The organism is Pseudonocardia sp. GCM10023141 (genome assembly GCF_042653605.1).
The window spans coordinates 332572-354514 of record NZ_JBHSIR010000035.1; the positions used below are offsets into that span (position 1 = coordinate 332572).

Genomic DNA, 21943 nt, shown 5'->3' on the forward strand with positions numbered 1-21943 from the left:
CTATGACGAATGACCAGAGTGTTGTAGAGTAACTGTCATCCAGCACAGGAGGCCTTCGGATGACCACCACCACCGAACCCACCGTTGCGTTCGACACCGCACCGGCGTCGTACAAGCACTGGCAGCTCGACGTCCAGGGTGATGTCGCGTACCTGCGTCTGGACGTCGACGAGTCCGCGGGCCTGGTGCCCGGCTACGAGCTGAAGATGAACAGCTACGACCTCGGCGTCGACATCGAGCTCTACGACGCCACGCAGCGGCTGCGCTTCGAGCACCCCGGTGTCCGGGCGGTGGTGCTGACCAGCGCGAAGGACCGCAACTTCTGCGCAGGCGCCAACATCCGGATGCTCGCGCAGTCGAGCCATCCCTGGAAGGTGAACTTCTGCAAGTTCACCAACGAGACCCGCAACGGCATCGAGGACGCCACGGCCCACTCGGGCCAGACGTGGATCGCGGCCGTCAACGGCACCGCGGCAGGCGGCGGCTACGAGATGGCGCTGGCGTGCGAGCAGATCCTGCTGATCGACGACAACTCCTCGGCCGTCTCCCTGCCCGAGGTGCCGCTGCTCGGCGTGCTGCCCGGCACCGGCGGCCTCACGCGCGTGATCGACAAGCGCCGGGTGCGCAAGGACCGCGCCGACGTCTTCGCCACGAAGGCGGAGGGCGCGCGCGGCAAGCAAGCCGTCGAATGGCGGCTCGTGGACGAGGTGATCCCCAAGCGCAGCTGGGACGAGACGGTCGCCGAGCGCGCCGCCACGGCCGCGGCGCTGTCCACCCGCCCGACCGACGCCCAGGGCATCGCGCTCCCCCCGCTGCAGCGCGAGGAGTCCGCAGACGGCATCCGCTACCAGCACGTCGAGGCCACGTTCGACCGCGAGCAGGGCCTCGTCGAGATCACCGTGCACGGCCCGGAGGGCGACGTGCCCGACACCGTCGAGCGCGTCCACGAGCTGGGCGCCGCGTTCTGGCCGCTGGCCATGACCCGCGAGCTCGACGACCTGATCCTGCGGCTGCGCGCCAACGAGCTCGAGCTCGGCACGTGGATCATCAAGACGAAGGGCGCCGTGGAGCACGCGCTGGCGTTCGAGCGGGTCATCGAGCAGTACAGCGGGAGTGCCAAATCCCCCGGGGACTGGCTGGTCAACGAGATCCGCCACTACTTCAAGCGCACCCTCAAGCGCCTCGACGTCACGTCGCGCTCGCTGATCGCGCTCATCGAGCCCGGTTCCTGCTTCGCGGGGGCGCTGCTGGAGCTGGCACTGGCCTGCGATCGCCAGTACATGCTCGACGGCCTGATGGAGGACGGGGACGAGGAGGGCGAACCGGCCCAGCTCGTGCTCTCGGACAGCAACTTCGGCACGTTCCCCATGAGCAACGGCCTCTCCCGGCTGGCGTCGCGCTTCTACGGCGACGACGACCACGTCGCGAAGCTGCGCCAGGAGACCGGCCGCCGGATCGAGGGTGCCGAGGCGATGGAGTTGGGGCTGGTCACCGACGCCCCCGACGACATCGACTGGGAGGACGAGATCCGGATCATGCTCGAGGAGCGCGCCTCCCTGTCCCCCGACGCGCTCACGGGCATGGAGGCCAACCACCGGTTCGTCGGCCCGGAGACGATGGAGTCGCGCATCTTCGCGCGGCTCACCGCGTGGCAGAACTGGATCTTCGTGCGACCCAACGCATCCGGCCCCGAAGGGGCGCTGCGCAGGTACGGCACGGGACAGAAGGCGGAGTTCGACCGGAGGCGGGTCTAGAACCATGTCGATCGACTACAGCGAGAAGATCCCGAACAACGTCGATCTCGCCGGCGACCGCAAGCTGCAGCGCGCGCTGGAGAGCTGGCAGCCCAACTTCCTCAACTGGTGGAAGACGATGGGCCCGGCCGTCCCCACCGAGGACGTGTACCTGCGCACCGCCGTCGCCGTCGGGCGGGAGGGGTGGGCGCACTTCGACCACGTCGCCATGGAGGAGTACCGGTGGGGCGTGTTCCTCGCCGAGCGCAACACCGACCGCAAGATCGCTTTCGGCGCGGAGAAGGGCCAGCCCGTCTGGCAGCAGGTGCCCGGCGAGTACCGCGCCGACCTGCAGCGCCTGATCGTGATCCAGGGCGACACCGAACCCGCGTCGGTCGAGCAGCAGCGCCGCCTCGGTGAGACCGCGCCCTCGCTGTATGACCTGCGCAACCTCTTCCAGGTCAACGTCGAGGAGGGCCGCCACCTCTGGGCGATGGTGTACCTGCTGCACGCCTACTTCGGTCGGGTCGGCCGCGAGGAGGCGGAGGCGTTGCTGCAGCGCAACTCCGGTGACCTCGACAGCCCCCGCATCCTCGGCGCGTTCAACGAGGAGACGCCCGACTGGCTCTCGTTCTTCATGTTCACCTACTTCACCGACCGCGACGGCAAGTACCAGCTCGGCACGTTGAAGGAGTCGGCGTTCGACCCCCTCTCCCGCACCTGCGAGTTCATGCTGAAGGAGGAGGCGCACCACATGTTCGTCGGCACCACCGGTGTCGACCGCGTGGTGGCCCGTGCGGCAGAGCTGATGCGCGAGTTCGACACCGACGAGATCGCGCCCCGCGGTGGCATCCCGCTCGACGTGATCCAGAAGTACATCAACTTCCACTACTCGGTCTCGCTGGACCTGTTCGGCTCCGAGCAGTCCACCAACGCCGCCAACTACTTCACCGCCGGGCTCAAGGGCCGCTGGCAGGAAGAGCGGCGCAAGGACGACCACGTCCTCACCGAGGACGCCGGCCACATCGACGTCGTGCGCGACGGGGCGATGGCCACGTCCGAGGTGCCGGCGTTGCTGGCACTCAACCAGGACCTGCGCAACGAGTACGTGTCCGACTGCGCGGGCGGGGTCAAGCGCTGGAACCGGATCCTGGAGAAGGCCGGCATCGAGCAGCGCCTTTACCTGCCGCACGTGGGCTTCAACCGGCAGGTCGGCGTGTTCTCCGGGCACCACATCACGCCCAAGGGCGACGTGGTCGGCGCCGACACGTGGAAGGCCAAGCAAGACTGCTGGCTGCCCACCGAGGCCGACAAGACCCACGTCCGGAGCCTCATGCGGCCCGTCTACGAGCCGGGCAAGATCGCAGGCTGGATCGCGCCTCCCACGCATGGGATCAACGACAAGCCGTTCGACTACGAGTACGTGCACTTTCCCTGAGCTGCTTGATCGTCTGCTGGGGTCGTTCGCCCCTCACTGCGAGCTGGGGTTCTGTGCGCTGGTTTCGTGCCTGGCGGTCGGGTGCGGTTGGGTCCCGTGCCCCGGCTTCACCGACGCCTCGCCGGCGGGGCAGGTCTCGGGGAGGGTTCGGGGCGGCCCCGGGGTGCGCGCTGCGCGCGCACGGGCTCTCTCGCCAGGCAGGGCACTCGGGAAACCGGGTCGGGCGTGCCCGCAGCTACGGGTCCGTGCAGGTAAGCGCGCGAGTTGCGATGGATTGACCCGCGAGTTGCGACAGATTGACCCGCGAGTTGCGACAGATTGACCCGCGAGTTGCGATGGATTGACCCGCGGGTTGGGACCGACGGTCGCGTGGGCCGTCCGGGGGTTGGCGCGCTCCTCCGGGCCCGAAAGTTCTTCAAGATTCTTTACCGGGACAGCCCCGGAACAGCCGAGAACTGTCAGACCTCGAACATATGGTCGACACATGATGGTTGACCAGCAGCTACCGAGCCTCGCGGCACTGCCGCCCGGCCCCGAACTGCTCGCCGCCCTCACCAACCTCGACTTCACCGCCATCCCGCAGGACCAGAAGGTCGACGTACTCCAGGCGACCTGGCGACAGACCTCACAACTGTTCGCCCTCTACGCCGCAGCCCTTGACCAGATCTCGCGCAGCGACCCCGACCCGGATGACCCCCACCGGCTGCTGCACCGCAGCACCGGCGACTGGGCCGACGCCGAAATCGCCGCCGCCTTGACCTTCACCGCACGCCGCACCGGCTACGAACGCGAATTCGCCTCCATACTCGTCAACCAGCTCCCGCTCGTGCACGCCGCACTCCTGGCCGGACGACTCGATCACCACAAGGCGCGCGCGTTCGCCGACTACCTCGCCGACCTCACCGACCCCCAGATCGAGCGGATCTGCACGCGGCTCGTCCCACCGGCCGAGGGGTGGACCACCGGGCAACTCGCCCAACGGCTGCTGCGCGAAGTCCTGGCCGTCGACCAGTCGTACTCCCGCAAGAAATACCAAGCCGCCGTCCGCGAACGCGGCGTGACCGGCTACCTCGCAGCCGACGGAACTGCCACCATCACCGCCCATGGGTTGACGCCGACCGAAGCCGCTGCCGCGGCGGCGCGGCTCGAAGACCTCGCCGACGCGATCCGTCGCGCCGGACACCCCGGCACCGTCCACCAGGTCCGCGCCGACCTGTTCGTCCGGCTCCTCGACGGGACACTTGCCGGGCTGGGACGCACCGACATCATCGCGGTGATGGTCACCGAAGGCCGCAACGCCGAGACTGACGCTGCCGCTACCCCCGACGAGGCGCCGCACGCCGCAGCTGCCGAGCCCACCAGCCCAGAGCCAGCACCGGCCGAGCCCGCACCGAGCAGGCCCGCACCGAACACGCCATCGTCAAGCGCGCACGAAGCCCGGCCCGATCAACAACCAGCAACCACCCGACCCACCCCCGGCGGCCCCCGCGAAGGCGTTGAGATACGCGTCGGCGCCGCCACCCTGCTCGGCCTCGACAACCACCCCGCCGAACTACCCCGATGGGGACCCATCCTGGCCGAACAAGCCCGCGAGCTGGTCCGCCGACAACGCTCGGCCCAATGGTGGTTCGCCATCACCGACCCCGACGGCTACCTCATCCACGGCGGCATCACCACCAGACGCCCCTACCCGCCCAGCGCCGGCTCCGCCTGCCGCGGGGGCATCGTGGAGATCCACCTTCCGCTCACCCTGCTGCACGAGCTCGCCGCACGCAGCGACCTGCCCGACAACTGGGCCATGGTGATCGCCGACATTGCCCAGCAGTACGCGCACCGCCTCGACCCGAGCGCGGGCACTCACCCACGCGCAAGATTCGCCCGGGCAGCGCTCGAGCGCCACGTCCGGATGCGCGACCGCACCTGCGTCGGACCCGGCTGCCGCCGACACGCCGTCCGCACCGACATCGACCACACCCTCGACCACGCGTACGGCGGGCTCACCGTCGACGACAACCTGGACTGCCTCTGCGCCTTCCACCACGCGCTCAAACACCGCGGGGGCTGGCGACTCACGCAACCATCGCCGGGGCAGTTCGTCTGACGCTCACCGCTGGGCCGGATCTACCGAACCCGCGGCACACCCATCGCCCCCAACCTGCCCGCACCGGTCCCCCGCGAGGAGGAACCGGAGATCACCGACCGCTCCGGCGCGATGCTGGACGTCTCGATCCTCGAACCACCACGGCAACACGAACCCGAGCCACCCGCGCCAGCGGTGGTCGACCTCGATGACCTCCCACCCTTCTAGAGCTAGGAAGGGCGGGCCTTCGGCAGGAGCAGCGGCACGCCGTTCACCTTGGACGTTGCAGCCTTCCGGTGTTGATCGCTCGCTTCGCGCGCAGTGAGCTCCGGATGGTCGGCCATCTCCCGAGCGATCATGCCGGTCACCTTCGCCGCGGCGAAGGAGGTTCCGTTCCATCGCGCCCAGCCCGTGAACTCCTGTGGCAGCACGCCGAGCGCCTCCGCACCCGCTGCCGTCTCGGAGAAGGTGCAGTAGGGGCCGAGCACGTCCACGCCCTGCGCGTAGGCGTCGACCCAGTCGCCCCGGCAGCTGAACGGCGCAGCGGTCGGGTCCGTCCGCACCGGCAGGTCGGCGGGAGGCAACACTGCCGCACCCACCGTGGTGACCCGATCGAACGCGGCAGGCCAATGGGGTTGGGCGTCACCGAAGTTCCCGGCGGAGCACACGACCTCGACATCCGCGGACAACAACGCCAGCGCGTACTGGATCACTCGAGGCGGTGCGTCCTCGGCCGCCACCCCACCGAAGGAAAGATTGATCAGCCCGGCGCCCGGCTGCGGATGAACCGCGCACTGGTACTCGCCGAGATCGGCAAGCTGCCCGAGGCCGCACGCACCTACACGGAGGCAGCGAATGCGCTGCACCGCGCCGGTGGCAGCCCCCTCATCGAGGCCGATCTCCGCAACAACCGCGCCATCCTCAACACCCGGTTGCGCGACTGGCCCGCGGTCGAGGAGGACCTGCAACGCGCCGAAGAGCTCTACATCGAGAGTGGCCATCCCCGACCGGGTCGGCGAGCGGCTCGACGCCCTGCTGCTGGGCCCGCTCGCCGACCTCTGCGACGGCCGCGAGCTCGTCGTCGTGCCCACCGGCGCACTGCACGCCGTCCCCTGGGCCGCGCTGCCGTCCTGCGCAGGACGGCCCGTGTCCGTCGCGCCGTCGGCCGCGCTGTGCATGCGGGCCGCGACGGACGGTCCGGGGGCCGCCAGGTGTTCGTGGCCGGGCCCGGCCTGCCGCACGCCGCGCGCGAGGTCTCCGCGCTGGCGGCCCGGACGGGCCGCTCACGGTGTACGACATGGAACGGTTGCAGCGCGCGCCGCGCCACGTCGTGCTGTCGGCCTGCGAGTCCGGGCTCCCCGACGTGCGGCCCGGTGACGAGCAGCTGGGCCTGGCCGCGGCGCTGCTCGCCATGGGCACCACGAGCCTCGTGGCCACCGTGCTGCCGGTTCCCGACGAGCTGAGCCACGCGGTGATGCTGCGCTTCGACGGCCACCGGCGACGCAGGCTCGATCCGGCGTCGGCCCTGGCGCGCGCCCAGCAGGAGCTGCCGGCCGCGGCCGCGTTCCGCTGCTTCGGTGCCGGTTAGAGCGACATCCAGCTGCTCGTGACGGCAGTGCCGTCCGGGGTGCGCAGCCGCAGCCGCACCGTGCCCGCGGGTGCTGCCGGCAGGGCGAACCACCCGTCCTCGTCCAGCTCGGCGGTGAGCTGCTGCCCCGGCCCCTCCAGCACCACCTCGCCGACGGCCCCGGCGACGAGGCCGCGCACCGCCCGCCCGGTGGCCGTCACCTGCACCTGCAGTTCCACCGAGACGGCAGGCGACTCGAACGACAGCAGCCGCACGGTGTCGGCCCCGGCCCGGACCTGCCCGGCCCCGGCCGACTCGGAGTCCATGACGAGCTCTGCCAGCTCCTCGTCCAGGCGCCGGGTCGCCAACGCGGCCCGCGCCGCGACGAGGACGTCCGGGGGCGGCGCGTCCACCTCCGCCGCGATGCGGCGTAGGCGTTCGATGAGGTCGTCGTCGGTCTCGTGCTCGGGGTTCATCGGGGGTCACCGGCCGGGGAGCCGAGCAGGTCGTCGGTGCTCACGATGCGGCGCAGTTGGTCGAGGCAGCGCTGGCGGCTGGGACCGATGCTGCCGATCGGCATGTCCAGTGCGACGGCGACCTCGGCGTAGGCCGGTGGTGGGGAGGACATGAGTACCCGCAGCAGTTGCTGGCAGCGCGCCGAGATCGCGGCCAGCGCCCGCCACAGTGCGGCGTCGCGCTCGTCGGCGAGCAGGCCGGCGTCGAGCGGGTCGGCGTGGTCGGGAAGGTCGCCGATCTCGTCGAGATCCGGACCGGGACGCTCGCGGCCGGTGCGGCGCAGCACCCGCAGGCACTCCCGGCGCACGGTGGTGGCGAGCCATCCCGCCAGCCGTTCCGGATCCTGGATGCGGTCGAGGTTCTCCACGAGCCGCAACCAGGTGGTCTGCACGGCGTCACCGGTGTCGGCGACGCCGAGCCGGTAGCCGCGCGCGATCCCCCAGAGCAGGCCGTTGTGCCGCGTGACGAGCTCGTCCCAGGATGCCTGGTCGCCAGCACCGGCGGCGGCCAGCAACAGACCGGTGTCCTCGGCCACGCCCGACCTCCGTTCGTCTGAGGCCCGCATTGTGCCGGATCACGCTTCATGGAGGGGAGAGCAACCGATCACAGCTCCTGATCCCACCCTTCACCCGAACGGATGCATCAGACGTCCGCCGTCCCGGCTCTTCCTCGTGTTCGCCCCGCCCGCAGCGAGCCGCTCACCGCGACGAGAGGAGCTTCCGATGACGCAGGCCATCCGGCCGCTGCCCCATCCCCCGACCGATTCCCCACTGCCCGCGTGGCCGCTCGTCGCCCGCGATACCGAGCTCGCCGCCGTGCTCGCGGCGCTGGGTCGCCGCGCCCGGCCGGCAGGCGCCGTGCTCGCGGGACCTGCCGGGTCGGGCCGCAGCCGGCTCGCCATGGCGGCGATCTCGGCTTCCGGGCACGACCCGGCGACGTGCTGGGTCACCGGAACGGCAGCGGCGGCCCGGGTGCCGCTGGGCGCGTTCGCGCCGCTGCTCCCGCAGCTCGCTCCCGCCACCGTGCCCGACGGCGCGCGCCTGCAGCGGATGGCCGTGACGTTGCGGGCCCGCGGCACGACCGTGCTGGCCGTGGACGACGCGCACCTGCTCGACGACGCCTCGGCCGCGCTGCTGCACCACCTCGCGCTCCGCTGCGGGGTCGCGGTGCTCGCGACCGTGCGCTCGGGTGTGCCGGCGCCCGACGCCGTCACCGCGCTGTGGAAGGACGGCCACCTGCAGCGCGTCGATCTCCCCGCGCCCGACGCCACGGACGTCCGGGACCTCGTGGAGGCCGCGCTCGACGGCCAGGTGGAGCGGCGGGCGTCGACGTCGCTGTGGGAGCTGACCGGAGGAGATCTCGTGCTGCTGCGGCAACTCGTCGCCGACGAGGTCGCGGACGGGCGGCTGCGGTGCACGGCGGGGGTCTGGCTGTGGTCGGGACGCCCGGTCCTCACCCCGCGGTTGGGTGACCTGATCGATGCCCACGTCGGCGCGGTGCCCGCGGCAGCGCAACGGGCGGCGGCGCTGATCGCCACGGCCGGCCCGCTCGAGCTGGGGGTGCTCGAGGAGCTGGCGGGCCCGGACGCCGTCGAGGCGGCGGACGGGTGCGGGTTGCTCGCCGTCGACGACGCGGCCCGCCCTGCGGTGCGGCTGGCACTACCCCTCTACGGCGTCCTGCTGACCGCGCGCGCCGGGGCCGCACACCGGATGCGGATGCGCACGGCCCTCGCGACCGTCGGGCGTGCGGGCACCGGGGACGCCGCGCACCCGACCGACACGGCTCGCCGGGACATCGAGCACGGGAGGGCTGCACTGCGCCAGGGGCAGGTGCGCGCGGCCGCACGCCTGCTCCGGGACGCCCGTGCGGTGCTGACGCTCCACGGGCCCGCCGCCGACGGCACGTCCGCGACGACGGCCGCGGCCGAGCTGGCCTGCGCGCTGGGGATGCTGGGCGACGCCACCGGTGCCACCGAGGCAGCCGGCGCCGCGCAGGGCGACCCCGCCGGGCTGCTGGCACTGGCCTGGGCCGCCGCCGCGACCGGATCGGTGAGTGAGGCGGTGCGGCACGCGCACCGCGCTGCCGCCGCCGCGCGGGTGAGCGGCGACGGGGAGACCGAGGTGGGCGCGCTGCACACCGCGGTGCGGTTCGGTGACGTTGCCGCCGCCCCACGGCTCGCCGAGCTCGCCGACCAGGCGGGACCGGCGGTCGCCCACGTCACGGCGCTGGCCGCGCACGACGGTGCGGGCCTCGATGCGGTGTCACAGTGCCTGCAGCGCGACGGCGCCCTGCTGCTCGCCGCCGACGCCGCGGCGCAGGCTGCGCTCGCGCACGGCCACCGTGATGCGCGGCAGGCCGCCATCGCCTCGGCGGCGCGCGCGGCCGAGCTCTCCAGGACGTGCGGCGGCGCGTTGACACCGGCGTTGCGCGCCGCGGCGCGCCCGCTCCCCCTCACCCGCCGCGAGCACGAGGTCGTGATGCTCGCGGCGAGCGGTATGTCCAACAAGGACATCGCGGCCCGGCTCGTGGTGTCGGTCCGCACGGTCGAGGGTCATCTCTACCGGGCCGGTGGCAAGCTGCACGCCGGCACCCGCACCGAGCTCGTCGCGCTCGTCGGCGCGAATCAGGTAGGCGATTACCCGTGACCGGCAACGACCCCGAGCGGAGGCTCATCCCCATGACCGACAACGTCCCGGTGCTCGACGGCGTCCACCACCTCAAGCTGCCCGTGCGCGACCTGGACCGCTCCGTGGAGTGGTACGAACGGGTACTCGGCTATCGCAAGATCATCGAGTTCGTGGAGTCCGGTGTGGTCGCCGGCGTATCGCTGGAGCATCCGGCGGGCGGTCCGGAGCTGGCCCTGCGCCGCAACCCGGACCGGGCCGCCGCGGCGGCCGGCTTCGACTACTTCTCCATCGGCGTGCCCGGCGAGCAGACGATCACCGCTCTCGCCGCCCGGCTCACCGAGCACGGCGTGGAGCACGGCGGCGTCCACCGCACGACCGTCGGCTGGGTCCTGCCGATGGCGCACGACCCCGACGGGCACGAGGTGCGCTTCTACACCACCGACGTCCACGAGGACGCCGTGCCGCCGGGACGCACCCGCCGCATCCACGACCCCGGGCCCGACATGTGGGTGGAGCTCACCTGATGGTCGTGGCCACCGGCTCCACGCCGCGCTCCTCGAGGTCGCGGTAGGCCGCGATCTTCCCGTCGATCACCCGCAGCTCCCGGCGGGTGCGCTCCATCCGCTCCAGCACGTCGCGCCGGTGGGCTTCCAGCAGCTCGCGCCTGCGGCCGGGGTCGCGGTCGCCGTCGACCGCGACGAACCGCCGCAGGTCGGCCATCGACATGCCGGTGTCGCGCAGGCACCGCAGGATCCGCAGCCAGCCCAGGTCGCCCTCGGTGAACGTGCGCGCACCGCCGGGTGTGCGCGACAGCTCGCCGAGGATCCCGAGCTTGTCGTAGTAGCGGATGGTGTCGATGCTCAGCTCGGTCTGCCGCGCGGCCTCGGCGATGTTCATGCCGACGATCGTGGCCCGAGTACCGCGTCGATGTCAGCAACGGCCGCTGCGGTCAGCGGGCCGAACTCCAGCGCCCCGGCCTGCTCCTTCGCCTGCGCGGCGGTGCGGACGCCGGGCAACGCGACGGCACCCGGCGAGCGTCCCCAGACGTAGGCGAGCGATCCCTGCACCAACGTGCGCCCGCCTGCGGTCAGCAGGTCGCGCACCGCGTCGATCCGGGCGAGCCACTCCGGCATGTGCTCGGCGTCGAAGAACGTCCACCACGGCGTGTTGCGCCGGACGTCACCTGCCGGCAGCTGGTCCGGTGTGCGGTAGCGACCGGACAGCAGGCCCATCGCGAGCGGACTGCGGGCCAGTACCGCCAGCCCCAGACGGCCGCACGCTTCGAGCGCAGCCTCGTCGGCGCCGAAGACGTTGAGCTCCTGCTGCACCGCGACGCCGTGCCCGCCGGCCGCAACAGCGTCGATGGAGACGGCTTCGGTGGCGCTGCTGCCGTAGGCGCGGATCTTGCCCTCCGCCACGAGGTCCTCGAACGCCGCCACCGCGGCCTGCGCGTCCGCGGCCGACGTGCCACCGGGGTGGATCTGGTAGAGGTCGATGTGATCGACGCCCAGCCGGCGCAGGCTGGCGTCGCAGGCCCGCCGGATGTACTCGGCCGAGAGGTCGGTGCCTGCACCGGTGCGGGTGTCCTCGTCGAAGACGAGGCCCACCTTCGTCGCCAGCACGACCTCGTCGCGGAACGGCGCGATCGCCCGGCCCACCACGCGCTCGGCGTGGCCGCAGCCGTAGACGTCGGCGGTGTCGACGTAGCGCACGCCACCGTCGTGGGCGGCTCGCAGTGCCGCGATCGACGCGTCGTCGTCGACCTGGCCCCAACCGGCGGGTCTGCCGTCGAAGTCCCAGTCCCCGCCCAGCGCCCACGTCCCGACACCGAGCGCCGGGACCTGCCACGGGCCGACCGTCACCCTGTCCGCATCGTGTTCTGTGCTGTGTTGCATGCCGTCGAGGCTGCACCCTGGAGCGCGCTCCAGGTCAAGCTCCAGGCGCGATGTCGGGCCATCATTCCGGCGCGTTGGCCGATCCCCCGCCCACGCGGAACGGCGTGGTGATGCCCTCGTACATCAGGAGTGCGACCAGACCGTCCGCGGCGTGGGGCAGGTTGTGGCAGTGGTCCATCCAGATCCCCGGGTTGTCGGCCACGAACGCGACGTCGTAGGACCGGCCGTTCTCGACGTCGAGCGAGTCGACCCACCACGGCGCGCCGGTGGCGCGCACCCCGTCGCGGGCGAGCACCACCGCGTGATGGCCGTGCAGGTGCATCGGATGCGCCTCGCCGCTGTCGTTCGCGATGTGCATGACGACCAGGTCGCCTGCGGCCACCACGAACATCGGGACGTCCGGGAAGAGGTGCCCGTTGACCGTCCACCAGAGACCGGGCAGCCCGTCGAGGAAGCCCGGGCCGCGTCCGATCACGTAGTCGAAGCGCCGTTGCGCGGTGGCCGGGTCGAACGGCAGTGCCGCCGGGGCCCCGTAGGTCAGCATGTCGAGGGTCCGCGGTGGGCGGGGCAGCGCGCGCACGGGGCCGGAGCCCAGCACGAGTGCCGCGCCGCCGATCTCCACCCGCACGCCCGCACCGTCGGCGGGCATGTCGATCTCGAGATCGGCGCGGCCGCCCGCGGTCACCAGTACCGCGGTGTCCTGGACGGGCGTCGCGCCGCCGATCTCCGCGCCGTCCACGGCGACCACCCGGAACGCGGCGCCGCTGACCCACACCGGTGTCGCGCCGTTGTCGGTGTCGATCACCCGCACCCGCACCCGCGTGCCGGGCGCCGCCGGGAACGCGACGGCGCCGGGGCGTCCGTTGATCGTGGCGGTGCCGGCGTAGACGTGGCTGAGCAGGAGCGCGTCGGCCCCGGCCCCCGTGCCGCCACGCGGGGTGATCACGAGCGCCCCCAGCAGTCCACGTTGGACCTGTTCGTGGGCGAGCTGGTGCGAGTGGTACCAGAACGTGCCGGCCTGCGCCGCGACGAACCGGTAGTCGAACTCGCCGCCGACGGGCACCGCGTCCTGGGTGACCCCGGCGACGCCGTCGTCGGCGTTGGGCACGTCGACGCCGTGCCAGTGCAGCGTGATGCCGCCGGGCACCGACTCGTTGCGCAGCCGGACGTGCACGAGATCGCCCTGCTGCGCCCGGATCACCGGGCCCGGCGACGTGCCGTTGAGCGTGTAACCGTCGACCGTCCGGCCGTTGCCGAGGTCGATCGGCCCCGCGCGGGCGGTCAGGGTGAGATCGACGTCCGGCACGCCGGGGGCGGCGGTGAGGTCGGTGACGCTGCGCGTCGGCATCGGCATCGGCATCGGGGCCATGCCGTGGCCCGTCATCGCGGCCGCGGGGCCGCCGCCGTGGTCGAGGTAGCCCATGTCCATCACGGAGTAGCTGCGCGGCAGGAGGCTCTGCTGCCAGAACCAGCCGAGCGGGGCCAGCACGACGAGGGTGGCCGCGACCGCGACCGCGAGCCGCCTGCGACGGCGCGCCGGCGGCACCGCGACCGCGGCCGGGGCGATCATCAGGCTATGGACGTGGCGCCCGTGGTCACCGGGGCCTCGACACGTGCCGAGGCGTGCCGGGCGGCGATGATCGCGCAGGTGAACACGGCCAGCGCGTTCAGACCGTGCAGGAGCCCGAGGAACGGGATGTCGCCGCCGAAGATCCCCAGCACCACCTGCAGCGCGACGAGCACCACCACCACGGCTGCCCACCTGACGCCGCCCCGCACCTTCGCGAAGAAGGACACGACCAGCAGCAGCACCACGATGAGCGGCGTGATCAGCTGGCCGTTGATGCCGTGCACCGCGAACCCGAGCACACCGTCGAACTCCGCCGACTGGCTCTCGATGACGGCCTTGTTGATCACGCCGCCGTCGCTGATGAACTTGGACTCTCCGAAGAACGCGTAGGCGATGGCGGCCGCCTGGATGACGACCTCGACCGCCACGAGGTACGCCAGTACTCGATAGGCAGTTCTCATGATCTCTCCTCAACCGACCGACCCTGTTCACCGACACGGTGGACCTGGTCGTCGCCCGGATCACGAGTAGCGCGCTACCTGTATCGACGGCGGATGACCGGAACGAACCGCCGGGGCCGCTACAACGCGGCGGTGAGCTCCAGGTGCACGCCGTCAGGATCACTGAAGGACAGGATCGCGATGCCGAAGGCGGCCAGCTCGATCACCTCGCCGTGCGGAACGCCGTGCTCCTCCAGCGCGTCGCGGGCCGCCACGAGCGCGTCGCGGGAGTCGACGGTGAAGCTCAGGTGGTCGAGCCCGACCCGCTCGCTGACGAACCGGTCGTCGCCGGGCGCGACGGGACGCAGCCCGAACAGCATCCCGTTGGTCTCGAACACGACCCCGCCGTAGAGCTGGGCGGGATCCTCGCGCACCGCGGGGTCGCTCGGGTCTCCGGGAGACTCCGCGGCGAGGGCGAAACCGAGCACGTCCCCGTAGAACGCCCGGGACCGGGCGAGGTCGGTGACGGTGAGCCGGACGTGGTGGACACCGGAGGTCGTGATCAGAGCCATCGTCGGAGTATCGACCCCACTACTTCACAACGCAACGAATCAGCTCGACGGTGCGCCCGTGGCCACCGTCGCCTTCGCGGAGGTCGCATCCGTCGATCACGGCAGGGCGTCGGGCACCAACAGCACGCTGCGCGAGATCGGTGTCGCGCTCGGCGTCGCCGTGCTCACCGCCGTCTTCAGCGCGTACGGCAGCTACACGTCCGGTCCGGCCTATGTGGACGGTCTCGTGCCGGCCGTGCGGATCGGGGCGGCGGTCGTGGTGGTGGGGGTGCCGGCCGCGCTCACCCTCCCGGGCCGCGGTACCTGCGGTGGGCTGAGCCGCTCGCACCACATCCGGGTAGCCGACTACGCGTGCCCCACCCGCCCGTACGACCCGAGACTGATCGGACACCCCGAGGAGGTGCCCGATGACCATCCACGTGTTCGACGCCCCGCCCGCGATCACCGGCAGCGCCTGCCCGATCGACCAGCGCGAGCGCACCCGGCTGCGCACCGCGGCGCTGCGGGCCCGCCGGGTCTATCCCGGCGAGCTGGGCGAGCTGGTCCAGCGCGAGCTCGGCGCCTTCGCCGACCTCGGGCTGCGGTTCGCCGCGGACGCGCTGCTCCCCCGGCTCGCCGACGTCGTGCTGGCGACGCCGCTGCCGGGCGACGAGCAGCGGTGATGACCGCGCAACCCGCACCCGGCCCCGTGCCCGGCGGCTTGATCGCCCTCCTGCGGAACGCCCGCCACACCGGTACGGCGCACGCGCCCACCGTCCTGGACGGCGCCGTCGCCGACGACCGGGTGGTGCTGCGCGGGCTTGCCGTCGACCCGCAACTCGAGGTGATCGACTCGATCGGGGTCCAGCTCGAGGAACTCGTGCGCAGCAGGGTCCCCGGTCGCGTCCTCGACACCACCGACGTCGCCGAGCACATCGCCGCGCTGCTGGCCGGCACGCCGCGCGAGCTGTTCGGTATCTGGGTGCACTACCCGTGGTCGCGCCGGTTGGTGCACGTGCTGCCCGCGGCGCTGCACCGCGAGCTGCGGCTGGACCGCAACCGGCACAAGATCACCACTGCCGAGCAGGATGTGCTGCTGGGACTGCGGATCGCGGTGGCCGGGCTGTCGGTCGGCCGCGCCGTGGCGCAGACGCTCGTCCGGGAGGGCATCGGCGGCGAGATCCGGCTCGCCGACTTCGACGAGCTGGCGCTGTCCAACCTCAACCGTGTCGCGGGCGGCATCGCCGACATCGGTGTCAACAAGGCCGTGCTGGCCGCGCGCGAGATCGCCGAGCTGGACCCCTACATCGCGGTCCGCGTGCACCTCGACGGCGTCCGGCCCGACCGCGTCGACGCCTTCCTCGACGGCGCCGACGTGCTGCTCGACGAGTGCGACGACCTGGAGATCAAGCTGCTGCTGCGCGAGCGGGCGCGGGCGGTCGGGCTGCCCGTCGTCATGGTCACCAGCGACCGCGGCCTGCTCGATGTCGAACGGTTCGATCGCGAGCCCGATCGGCCCGCGTTCCACGGCGCGCTCGACGGCGTCACGGCGGCGGACCTGCGCGGCCTGACGACCCGCCAGAAGGTGCCCTACGTGCTGCGGATCCTCGACGCGGACCGGCTCGAGCCGCGCACGGCCGCCTCGCTCGTGGAGGTGCGGCAGTCGCTCTCGACGTGGCCCCAGCTCGCCTCCGACGTGGTGCTCGGCGGCGCGATGGCCGCCAACGCCGTGCGTCGGATCGCGCTGGGCGACCTCACGGTGTCGGGTCGTTTCGAGGCCGACCTCGACGCGCTCGTCCGCGACGGGTCGCAGCGCCCGCAGCGGCCGCCGCGCCCGTTCACGGCACAGCCGGTCAGCGTCGAGCCCCCGGAGCTGGTGCTGCCCGAGCCCGGATCCGGCGACCGCCCCACCCCGGCCGAGCTGCGGTTCGTCGTCACGTGCGCCACGCTCGCGCCGTCGGGCGGCAACGCCCAGCCGTGGCGGTTCACCGCGAGCGGTGGCGTGCTCGACGCCCACATCGACGCGTCCCGGGCATCGCTGCTCGACGTGGACGGCCGCGCCTCGGCGCTGGCACTGGGTGCGGCGCTCGCGGCCGCGCTCATCGGCGCGCACGCGCTCGGTTTCGCCACCGAGCCGGTGGCGGCACCCACCGGGGCGGCCTGGCGGCTGGCGCTGCGGCGCACACCACGGCCCGCCGCGGCGAGCCCCGACCTGGACCTGCTCGCCCGGCGCTGCTGCCGGCGCAGCGCGCCACCGTCGGCGCCGTTGCACCCCGCTGCGCTCGGCGCGCTGGCCACCGCCGGCACCCCGCTCGACGTGACGATCGTGGCGGACCCGGCCGCGCTCACCGGCCTCGGCGACGCGCTCGCCGACCTCGACCGGGCGCGGTTCCTCACCCCTGAGCTGCACCGCGAGCTGGTCTCCGAGATCCGCTGGTCCACCGCCGAGGCGCTGGCCACCCGCGACGGGCTCGACCTCGCCGCACTCGCGCTCGCCCCCGACGATCTCGCCGCCATGGAGGTGCTGCGCTCGGCCCCCGCCATGGCGCAGCTGCGCCGGATCGACCGGGGACACGCGCTCGGCGACGCCACCCGCACCGCCTTCCGCAGCGCGGGCGCGGCACTCGTGCTGTGCACCGCGGGCACCGACCGCGCCGCCATGGTCGACGCCGGCCGCGGACTGCTGCGCCTGTGGCTCGCCGCCACCGGGCTCGGCATCGGCGTACACCCCTACGGCGGCCCGTTCCTCACCCAGCACCTCCCGGAGGCCACCACGGCGCTGGACGGCTGGTCCCGCACGATCGTCGCCGAGGCCGACCGGCAGCTGCGCGCCGCCGCGGACCTGCCACCCGACGCCACGATGCTGCTGGCGCTGCGGCTGGGCACAGCGACCGGTCCCGTCGCGCGCTCGCTGCGCAGGTCCGTCGACGACGTGCTGACGATCACCGGCTGACGATCGCACCGCTCAGGCGGCGGCGAGCCGCCGGAGCGCGAAGCGGGCCGCTTCCGCCATCGCCTCGACATCCCGACCGGCCAGCTTCCCCGCGACCAGTGCGTCGATGTCGAGGTGGATCAGGTGCGAGCGGAACGACCAACCCGGCCGTGGCTCCACCTGCCGGGTCTCCAGCAGCTGGTAGCCGCACTCCACGTACATCTCCAGCAGGTCGTCCTCGCAGCCGCCCAGCACGTACCGGTGCCCGGACTCCACGGCCACGCGCACGAGGTGCTGCAGCAGCGGCAGGAACAGCCCCGCCCGCTGGAAGTCCGGGTCGACCGCGCCGGCACCGCCCTCGACGAAGCCCGCGCGCCACATCCACGGCGGTACCTCGTGACCGCCCCACGCGACGTACTGGCTGCGCGCCGGGTCGCCGTCGACCTCGATCAGCCGCGCGTAGCCGACGATGCGCGTGCCGTGGCGGCACACGAGATGGCAGGAGTACGCGTCGAACGGCGACGCCAGATCGGCGGCCCGCAGCCCGTCGAGCCTGCCCTCGTGCTGATGCGCGCGCAGGCGCAGGTCGTGGATCGCGCCCAGCTCGTCGAGCTCGGCCCGGCCGTAGGTCAGCGCCCGCTCGACCGGGCGCACCGGCAGCCCGGCGGCGCGCAGCCGCACCGGCGTCAGCGCCCGATCGGTGAGCAGCAGGTACACGGCGATCGCGAGCAGGAAGGCGCGCGGCGGTGGCGCCCATCGCACGTCGACGACGTTGATACCGCGCGGCGCCGCCACCATGCGTTCGACCGTGGCCGCCACCTCGTGCGCGCCCGTGAACGGCAGCGTGACGGTGAACGACAGGACCAGCCCCGGCTCCAGGCCCAGACCCGCGGACGTGGCGAGGCGGGCACCGGCCGCCCCGATCTCGATGACGGTGGCATGCACCCACGCCCGGAACAGCGTCGGAGATGGCGCCGACGCCGTCGCCGGGCACATCGGGGGACATCCGAAACGGGTGGGGATCGCATCTTCGCTGTGGTCGGCTCGCACGTGAACCTGGAGGCGCCGGGCCGCGCTCCTGATACATCCCGGCATACCCCGCACGGCCCTTGACCACCGGGCGGCGCGGCAACGAGCATCCGCGCCATGACTCTGCTGCCCGGCGTCCGGTCCGCGACCGTCGACACCGACCGGATCCGCATGCACTACCTCGAGTCCGGTCCCGCCGACGGCACGCCGGTGGTCATGATCCACGGCAACCTCTCGACAGCCCGGTTCTACGAGCACCTGATGCCCGGGATGCCGGCCGGCTACCGCGTGATCGCGCCGGACATGCGGGGGTTCGGTCGCACCGAGCAGGCTCCGATCGACGCCACCCGCGGGCTCGCCGACTGGGCCGACGACCTGTTCGCGCTGCTCACCGCGCTGGACGTGACTGCACCACCGAACCTGGTCGGCTGGTCGACGGCCGGGGCGGCGATCGCGCGGTACGCGATGGACCGGCCGGTCGCGTCGCTGACGTTCATCGGCACCGTCTCGCCCTACGGCTACGGCGGAACGCACCCCGACGGCACCCCGTGCACGCCCGACCACGCCGGCACCGGCGGCGGCAGCGCCAACCCGGAGCTCGTGCAGCGGCTCGTCGACGGCGACGCGTCCGGCGAGAGCCCGTTCTCGATCCGCAACGTCATGAACGCCTTCTACTTCGCCCCGACCCACCGCGAGCCACCCGAGCGCGAGGACCTGCTCGTCGCGGAGATCCTGCTGACCGCGACCGGCGCCGACCACTACCCCGGCGACAGCACGCCGTCGGAGAACTGGCCGGGGATCGCGCCCGGCGTCCGCGGCGTGCTCAACGCGCTGTCGCCGAAGTACTGCAACTGGTCGGGCATCGTCGACGTCGACCCGAAACCGCCCGTGCTCTGGACGCACGGTGTCGCGGACCTGGTGGTGGCCGACGGCTCCGCGCTCGAGTTCGGCACGCTGGGTGCGGCCGGTGCGGTGCCGGGCTGGCCGGGCACCGACACCTACCCGCCGCAGCAGATGGTGAGCCAGACGCGGGACGTGCTGGCCCGCTACAGCGCCGCGGGCGGCTCGGTGCGCACCGAGATGTTCGACGGCTCCGGGCACGGGCCGCACCTGGACGCCGCCGGCAGGTGGCTGGCGGTGTTCACGGAGTTCCTGGGCGAGCACTGACGCCCCCGTTGCAACGATCGGGTGAAGCACCGTCGGAGGCGGCCCCGCCGGACCGATGAGGGGGCATGACCGGCAGCGAGAAGGTGCGTCCCGAATCGGGCGCGGCGCTGCTCGAGGTCTACGACGCGGCGCTGCCGCAGGTCTACGGCTACCTGCTGGCGCGCTGCGGCGGCCGAGCCGTCGCCGAGGACCTGACGGCGGAGACGTTCCTCGCGGCCGTCTCGGCCTGCCGGCGGCAACCGCCGCCGACACCCACCACGGGCTGGCTCATCGGCATCGCGCGCCACAAGCTCGTGGACCACTGGCGCGCCGCAGACCGGGAGGCGCGCGGGTTGCACGCCGTCGCCGCCGAGCCCGATCCGCCCGACGATCCGTGGGACGAGCGCCTCGACGCGCTCCTGACCCAGGAGGTGCTCGCGGCTCAGGCGGCCCACCATCGCGCGGCGCTGACGCTGCGCTACCTCGACGGGCTCTCCGTGGCCGAGGTGGCCCGGCTCCTCGGCCGCACCGTCGCCGCCACCGAGGCTCTGCTGACCAGGGCCCGCACCGCGTTCCGCCACAGCTACCCGAGCATCGAGGGAGGCGGGCGATGACCGATCCGTTCGACGCACTACGCGCGCCCGTCCGGCCCGTCGATCCCGATCCCGCCTTCGCCGCAGCACTGCGCAGCCGCATCGAACGCGCGCTGCTCGACCCCCAGGAGCCCGCCATGACGACCACGACCGACCGACCCACGACGCTCGCTCCGGTCCGGCTGCACGCCCTGACGCCCTACCTCGCCGTCACCGACGCCCGCGCGGCCGTCGCGTTCTACGTCGAGGTGTTCGGCGCGACCCGGCGCGGCGAGCCGATCGTGATGCCCGACGGGCGGGTCGGGCACGTCGAGGTCACGCTCGGTGACAGCGTGCTGATGCTGGCCGACGAGTACCCGGAGATCGGGCTCGTGGCTCCGGTCGGGCGGGGCGGGCCGTCGCAGTCGCTGCGGCTGGAGGTGAGCGACCCGGACGCCGTGGTCGCGCGCGCCGTCGCGGCAGGCGCGGTGCTCGACCGGCCCGTCACCGACTCGCCCGACGGTCGCGGCGGCTCCGTGCTCGACCCGTCCGGGCATCGCTGGATGATCGCGCGGGAACCGGCGACCAGCCGGGCAGGCGACATCGGCTACGCGTCGCTGTGGCGCCCCGATGTCGTCGTGGCCGAGCGGTTCTACCACTCGGTGTTCGGCTGGACGGTCGAGAGCGCGGGCCACCCGCAGGGCCGTCGGGTGACCGGGTTGCGCACGCACCTCGGCATGTTCGGCGGGCAGCAGCAGCCGTCGCTCTTCCCGTGCTTCGCCGTGCCGGACGTCGATGTCGCCGTCGTGCTGGTGCGTGCCGCGGGGGGCACGGCCGAGGATCCGGTCACCGAGGAGTTCGGGCGGGTCGCCGGCTGCGTCGACGACCAGGGCCTGCAGTTCGCGATGTACTCCGCGCCCGCCGCATCGATGACCGCAGGGGGCGACGCGGCCGAGATCGTCCCCGGCGCCGTCGAGCTCGACTACGCCGAGCTCCGCGTGCCCGACGCCACCCGGGCGAGGGCCTTCTACGGCACGGTGCTCGGCTGGCGGTTCGTCCCCGGCGCCGACCCCGGCTACTGGCACATGGAGGTGGCCGCGGGCGGCCACACCCGGCCGATGACCGGGCTCGCCGGCGGCCACGACGAGCCCTCGGTGCTGCCCACCTTCACCGTCCCCGACCTCGAAGCGGCCGTCGCGGCGGTGCGGGTGGCCGGGGGGACCGCGACCGATCCGGCCGGCACCCGCCACGGCACCAGCGCCGCGTGCACTGACGACCAGGGTGCGCCGTTCCTGTTGCTACCGTCCCGCGGATGGAGCACGTGATCGCCTGGTGCGGCTTTCTCGGGGCCTGGCTGCTGGTCGCCGGGCCGATCTTCCAGGCCTCGCTGGAGCTGCGGGAGGAGGACATCCAGACCGACCAGATCGAGGCCGCGTCCGCGACGTTGCAGGATCGCTACCCGCGCGTCTCGCCGTGGTGGTGGCTGGTCCCGCCGGTCGGCTACTGGCTGCGGCGACGGCGGCGGCGCCAGTTCCGGACGGCCGTGATGCAGTCGCTGAACCCCGATCAGCTCGACGGCCTGTTCTCCTACGTCAACAAGGCGACCGGGTGGTTCTTCGTCGCCGGCGGGGCCGCGCTGATCGCGGTGAAGGAGACCTGGGAGCTCGTGGAGCTCTCGGAGTGGCCGCACGCGCTGTTCTGGGTGCTGATCGTGGTGATGCCGTTGCTCTGCGTCGTCAACACCGCCGTGCGGTCGGGCATCACCCGACACGCCGTCACCAGCCTCGCCGCGCGCAGCGGGGGTCCGGCGATACCAGGCTGAACCGGCTCGCGAGGGGCATGCTGGA

At 72.8% G+C, this 21943-nt stretch carries 22 protein-coding genes; 13 read left to right on the forward strand and 9 right to left on the reverse strand.

The window, feature by feature from the left end:
• Window positions 1–59 precede the first annotated feature (59 nt).
• From boxC to ACFPFQ_RS21875, 3 genes are all read left to right on the forward strand, one after another.
• Complete coding sequence (gene boxC, locus ACFPFQ_RS21865) at window positions 60–1754, forward strand: 2,3-epoxybenzoyl-CoA dihydrolase (protein ID WP_379621657.1); 1695 nt, start codon at window positions 60–62, stop codon at window positions 1752–1754.
• 4 nt (window positions 1755–1758) lie between these two features.
• On the forward strand, window positions 1759–3171 hold the full coding sequence (gene boxB, locus ACFPFQ_RS21870) for a benzoyl-CoA 2,3-epoxidase subunit BoxB (protein ID WP_379621659.1): 1413 nt from the start codon (window positions 1759–1761) through the stop codon (window positions 3169–3171).
• A 385-nt stretch (window positions 3172–3556) separates the two neighbouring features.
• Entirely contained in the window at window positions 3557–5272 is a 1716-nt protein-coding gene (locus ACFPFQ_RS21875; RefSeq protein WP_379621660.1) for an HNH endonuclease signature motif containing protein, read from the forward strand.
• Window positions 5273–5481: 209 nt separating this feature from the next.
• Here ACFPFQ_RS21875 and ACFPFQ_RS21880 read toward each other — a convergent pair whose 3' ends face one another.
• The gene (locus ACFPFQ_RS21880) at window positions 5482–6252 is read right to left on the reverse strand and encodes a S8 family serine peptidase (RefSeq protein ID WP_379621662.1); all 771 of its coding nucleotides are present in this window, start codon (window positions 6250–6252) and stop codon (window positions 5482–5484) included.
• Here ACFPFQ_RS21880 and ACFPFQ_RS21885 point away from each other — a divergent pair.
• Together ACFPFQ_RS21885 and ACFPFQ_RS21890 are read left to right on the forward strand one after the other, a co-directional pair.
• Window positions 6245–6628, forward strand: a complete 384-nt coding sequence (locus ACFPFQ_RS21885; RefSeq protein ID WP_379621664.1) for a CHAT domain-containing protein — start codon at window positions 6245–6247, stop codon at window positions 6626–6628. The genes ACFPFQ_RS21880 and ACFPFQ_RS21885 overlap by 8 nt on opposite strands.
• Window positions 6549–6839, forward strand: coding sequence for a CHAT domain-containing protein (locus ACFPFQ_RS21890; RefSeq protein ID WP_379621666.1), 291 nt, complete (start codon window positions 6549–6551; stop codon window positions 6837–6839). The genes ACFPFQ_RS21885 and ACFPFQ_RS21890 overlap by 80 nt, the downstream gene beginning before the upstream one ends.
• On the opposite strand, the gene ACFPFQ_RS21895 is transcribed toward ACFPFQ_RS21890, so the two are convergent.
• Both ACFPFQ_RS21895 and ACFPFQ_RS21900 read right to left on the reverse strand, forming a co-directional pair.
• On the reverse strand, window positions 6836–7294 hold the full coding sequence (locus ACFPFQ_RS21895) for a hypothetical protein (protein ID WP_379621668.1): 459 nt from the start codon (window positions 7292–7294) through the stop codon (window positions 6836–6838). The two genes, ACFPFQ_RS21890 and ACFPFQ_RS21895, sit on opposite strands and share 4 nt — an antisense overlap.
• Window positions 7291–7869, reverse strand: coding sequence for an RNA polymerase sigma factor (locus ACFPFQ_RS21900; protein ID WP_379621670.1), 579 nt, complete (start codon window positions 7867–7869; stop codon window positions 7291–7293). The genes ACFPFQ_RS21895 and ACFPFQ_RS21900 overlap by 4 nt, the downstream gene beginning before the upstream one ends.
• 187 nt (window positions 7870–8056) lie before the next feature.
• Between ACFPFQ_RS21900 and ACFPFQ_RS21905 the strand changes: the two genes are divergently transcribed.
• Window positions 8057–9979, forward strand: a complete 1923-nt coding sequence (locus tag ACFPFQ_RS21905) for a helix-turn-helix transcriptional regulator (RefSeq protein WP_379621672.1) — start codon at window positions 8057–8059, stop codon at window positions 9977–9979.
• A gap of 32 nt (window positions 9980–10011) precedes the next feature.
• The gene (locus ACFPFQ_RS21910; protein WP_379621673.1) at window positions 10012–10485 is read left to right on the forward strand and encodes a VOC family protein; all 474 of its coding nucleotides are present in this window, start codon (window positions 10012–10014) and stop codon (window positions 10483–10485) included.
• Here the strand turns inward: ACFPFQ_RS21910 and ACFPFQ_RS21915 are convergent.
• The 5 genes from ACFPFQ_RS21915 to ACFPFQ_RS21935 form a co-directional block, all read right to left on the reverse strand.
• Window positions 10478–10858 (reverse strand): MerR family transcriptional regulator, encoded by a 381-nt coding sequence (locus ACFPFQ_RS21915; protein ID WP_379621676.1) that lies wholly within the window; start codon window positions 10856–10858, stop codon window positions 10478–10480. The genes ACFPFQ_RS21910 and ACFPFQ_RS21915 overlap by 8 nt on opposite strands.
• Window positions 10855–11823 (reverse strand): aldo/keto reductase, encoded by a 969-nt coding sequence (locus tag ACFPFQ_RS21920; RefSeq protein WP_379621678.1) that lies wholly within the window; start codon window positions 11821–11823, stop codon window positions 10855–10857. The genes ACFPFQ_RS21915 and ACFPFQ_RS21920 overlap by 4 nt, the downstream gene beginning before the upstream one ends.
• 94 nt (window positions 11824–11917) lie before the next feature.
• Window positions 11918–13426 (reverse strand): multicopper oxidase family protein, encoded by a 1509-nt coding sequence (locus ACFPFQ_RS21925; RefSeq protein WP_379621680.1) that lies wholly within the window; start codon window positions 13424–13426, stop codon window positions 11918–11920.
• The gene (locus ACFPFQ_RS21930) at window positions 13426–13887 is read right to left on the reverse strand and encodes a DUF6220 domain-containing protein (protein ID WP_379621682.1); all 462 of its coding nucleotides are present in this window, start codon (window positions 13885–13887) and stop codon (window positions 13426–13428) included. The genes ACFPFQ_RS21925 and ACFPFQ_RS21930 overlap by 1 nt, the downstream gene beginning before the upstream one ends.
• Before the next feature lie 119 nt (window positions 13888–14006).
• Window positions 14007–14438: a VOC family protein gene (locus ACFPFQ_RS21935; protein ID WP_379621684.1), complete on the reverse strand. Its 432-nt coding sequence runs from the start codon at window positions 14436–14438 to the stop codon at window positions 14007–14009.
• 407 nt (window positions 14439–14845) lie between these two features.
• Here ACFPFQ_RS21935 and ACFPFQ_RS21940 point away from each other — a divergent pair, with 407 nt between their 5' ends.
• The gene (locus ACFPFQ_RS21940) at window positions 14846–15100 is read left to right on the forward strand and encodes a hypothetical protein (RefSeq protein ID WP_379621686.1); all 255 of its coding nucleotides are present in this window, start codon (window positions 14846–14848) and stop codon (window positions 15098–15100) included.
• Window positions 15100–17370 carry an Rv1355c family protein gene (locus ACFPFQ_RS21945; protein WP_379621688.1) on the forward strand — a complete coding sequence of 757 codons (2271 nt, stop codon included), beginning with the start codon at window positions 15100–15102 and terminating at the stop codon, window positions 17368–17370. Before ACFPFQ_RS21940 ends, ACFPFQ_RS21945 begins: the two co-directional genes overlap by 1 nt.
• A gap of 12 nt (window positions 17371–17382) precedes the next feature.
• On the opposite strand, the gene ACFPFQ_RS21950 is transcribed toward ACFPFQ_RS21945, so the two are convergent.
• Window positions 17383–18294 (reverse strand): hypothetical protein, encoded by a 912-nt coding sequence (locus ACFPFQ_RS21950; protein ID WP_379621690.1) that lies wholly within the window; start codon window positions 18292–18294, stop codon window positions 17383–17385.
• A 201-nt stretch (window positions 18295–18495) separates the two neighbouring features.
• Here ACFPFQ_RS21950 and ACFPFQ_RS21955 point away from each other — a divergent pair, with 201 nt between their 5' ends.
• From ACFPFQ_RS21955 to ACFPFQ_RS21970, 4 genes are all read left to right on the forward strand, one after another.
• Window positions 18496–19545: an alpha/beta fold hydrolase gene (locus ACFPFQ_RS21955; protein WP_379621692.1), complete on the forward strand. Its 1050-nt coding sequence runs from the start codon at window positions 18496–18498 to the stop codon at window positions 19543–19545.
• Between the two features lie 65 nt (window positions 19546–19610).
• On the forward strand, window positions 19611–20138 hold the full coding sequence (locus ACFPFQ_RS21960; RefSeq protein ID WP_379621694.1) for an RNA polymerase sigma factor: 528 nt from the start codon (window positions 19611–19613) through the stop codon (window positions 20136–20138).
• The gene (locus ACFPFQ_RS21965; RefSeq protein WP_379621697.1) at window positions 20135–21421 is read left to right on the forward strand and encodes a VOC family protein; all 1287 of its coding nucleotides are present in this window, start codon (window positions 20135–20137) and stop codon (window positions 21419–21421) included. Before ACFPFQ_RS21960 ends, ACFPFQ_RS21965 begins: the two co-directional genes overlap by 4 nt.
• Complete coding sequence (locus ACFPFQ_RS21970) at window positions 21409–21918, forward strand: hypothetical protein (protein WP_379621699.1); 510 nt, start codon at window positions 21409–21411, stop codon at window positions 21916–21918. The genes ACFPFQ_RS21965 and ACFPFQ_RS21970 overlap by 13 nt, the downstream gene beginning before the upstream one ends.
• Window positions 21919–21943 lie beyond the last annotated feature (25 nt).

Excerpts from the sequence above, each read along its gene's own strand:
- boxC (WP_379621657.1), top strand. The coding sequence starts at position 60 with ATGACCACCACCACCGAACCCACCGTTGCGTTCGACACCGCACCGGCG.
- boxB (WP_379621659.1), top strand. The coding sequence starts at position 1,759 with ATGTCGATCGACTACAGCGAGAAGATCCCGAACAACGTCGATCTCGCC.
- ACFPFQ_RS21880 (WP_379621662.1), bottom strand. The coding sequence starts at position 6,252 with ATGGCCACTCTCGATGTAGAGCTCTTCGGCGCGTTGCAGGTCCTCCTC.
- ACFPFQ_RS21890 (WP_379621666.1), top strand. The coding sequence starts at position 6,549 with ATGGAACGGTTGCAGCGCGCGCCGCGCCACGTCGTGCTGTCGGCCTGC.
- ACFPFQ_RS21895 (WP_379621668.1), bottom strand. The coding sequence starts at position 7,294 with ATGAACCCCGAGCACGAGACCGACGACGACCTCATCGAACGCCTACGC.
- ACFPFQ_RS21905 (WP_379621672.1), top strand. The coding sequence starts at position 8,057 with ATGACGCAGGCCATCCGGCCGCTGCCCCATCCCCCGACCGATTCCCCA.
- ACFPFQ_RS21910 (WP_379621673.1), top strand. The coding sequence starts at position 10,012 with ATGACCGACAACGTCCCGGTGCTCGACGGCGTCCACCACCTCAAGCTG.
- ACFPFQ_RS21915 (WP_379621676.1), bottom strand. The coding sequence starts at position 10,858 with ATGAACATCGCCGAGGCCGCGCGGCAGACCGAGCTGAGCATCGACACC.
- ACFPFQ_RS21925 (WP_379621680.1), bottom strand. The coding sequence starts at position 13,426 with ATGATCGCCCCGGCCGCGGTCGCGGTGCCGCCGGCGCGCCGTCGCAGG.
- ACFPFQ_RS21930 (WP_379621682.1), bottom strand. The coding sequence starts at position 13,887 with ATGAGAACTGCCTATCGAGTACTGGCGTACCTCGTGGCGGTCGAGGTC.
- ACFPFQ_RS21935 (WP_379621684.1), bottom strand. The coding sequence starts at position 14,438 with ATGGCTCTGATCACGACCTCCGGTGTCCACCACGTCCGGCTCACCGTC.
- ACFPFQ_RS21940 (WP_379621686.1), top strand. The coding sequence starts at position 14,846 with ATGACCATCCACGTGTTCGACGCCCCGCCCGCGATCACCGGCAGCGCC.
- ACFPFQ_RS21945 (WP_379621688.1), top strand. The coding sequence starts at position 15,100 with ATGACCGCGCAACCCGCACCCGGCCCCGTGCCCGGCGGCTTGATCGCC.
- ACFPFQ_RS21955 (WP_379621692.1), top strand. The coding sequence starts at position 18,496 with ATGACTCTGCTGCCCGGCGTCCGGTCCGCGACCGTCGACACCGACCGG.
- ACFPFQ_RS21960 (WP_379621694.1), top strand. The coding sequence starts at position 19,611 with ATGACCGGCAGCGAGAAGGTGCGTCCCGAATCGGGCGCGGCGCTGCTC.
- ACFPFQ_RS21965 (WP_379621697.1), top strand. The coding sequence starts at position 20,135 with ATGACCGATCCGTTCGACGCACTACGCGCGCCCGTCCGGCCCGTCGAT.
- ACFPFQ_RS21970 (WP_379621699.1), top strand. The coding sequence starts at position 21,409 with ATGGAGCACGTGATCGCCTGGTGCGGCTTTCTCGGGGCCTGGCTGCTG.